Source organism: Actinomadura sp. 7K507 (genome assembly GCF_004348425.1).
GTDB lineage: Bacteria > Actinomycetota > Actinomycetes > Streptosporangiales > Streptosporangiaceae > Spirillospora.
The window spans coordinates 1-871 of record NZ_SMKK01000544.1; the positions used below are offsets into that span (position 1 = coordinate 1).

Annotated in this window: 1 protein-coding gene and 1 pseudogene; both read left to right on the forward strand. The window is 66.8% G+C overall.

What is annotated here, in order from left to right; translation table 11 throughout:
- A partial coding sequence (locus E1285_RS45170; RefSeq protein ID WP_132161048.1) for a hypothetical protein occupies nucleotides 1-242 on the forward strand: 242 nt, incomplete at its 5' end.
- Between the two features lie 121 nt (nucleotides 243-363).
- Nucleotides 364-871 (forward strand): annotated as a pseudogene (gene narY, locus E1285_RS45175) (nitrate reductase subunit beta); the annotation flags it as partial.

An 871-nucleotide genomic window follows, 5' to 3' on the forward strand; every position in this document is an offset into this window, starting at 1 on the left:
TGCCGGAGGGGACGGTGTACATGTACCACGCGCAGGACCGGCTGATCGACGTCCCGCGCTCGGAGACCTCCGGCCGCCGCGGCGGCATCCACAACTCGCTGACCCGGCTGCTGATCAAGCCGAGCCATCTCATCGGCGGGTACGCGCAGCTGTCGTTCGCGTTCAACTACCTCGGCCCGACCGGCAACCAGCGCGACGAGGTCACCGTGATCCGCCGCCGCTCCCAGGAGGTGACCTACTGATGCTTGTGAGCAGCCGCGCAGCGGCTGGACTGAGGAGCGCGCGCAGCGACGAAGGAGCGAGCACGCGACGAGGGAAGTCGCTGCGAATAAGCGGCTGTGAACCGCCGAACGGAGTGAGGCAATGAGCAGGGTCATGGCGCAGATGTCGATGGTGATGAACCTCGACAAGTGCATCGGGTGCCACACCTGCTCGGTCACCTGCAAGCAGGCGTGGACGAACCGCAGCGGCGTCGAGTACGTGTGGTTCAACAACGTCGAGACCCGCCCTGGGCAGGGCTACCCCCGCCGGTACGAGGACCAGGAGCGGTGGAAGGGCGGCTGGACGCTGAACAAGCGCGGGCGGCTCGCGCTCAAGGGCGGCGGCCGGCTCCGCAAGCTTCTGACGATCTTCGCGAACCCGAAGCTTCCCGGCATCGACGACTACTACGAGCCCTGGACCTACGACTACGAGACCCTGACCAGCGCCCCGCTCCAGGAGCACACCCCGGTCGCGCGGCCGAAGTCGCTGCTGTCGGGCAAGGACATGCAGATCACGTGGTCGGCGAACTGGGACGACGACCTCGGCGGGTCGATCGACCACGGGGACCAGGACGTCCTGCTCAAGGAGATCTCCGACAAGGTGAAGATGG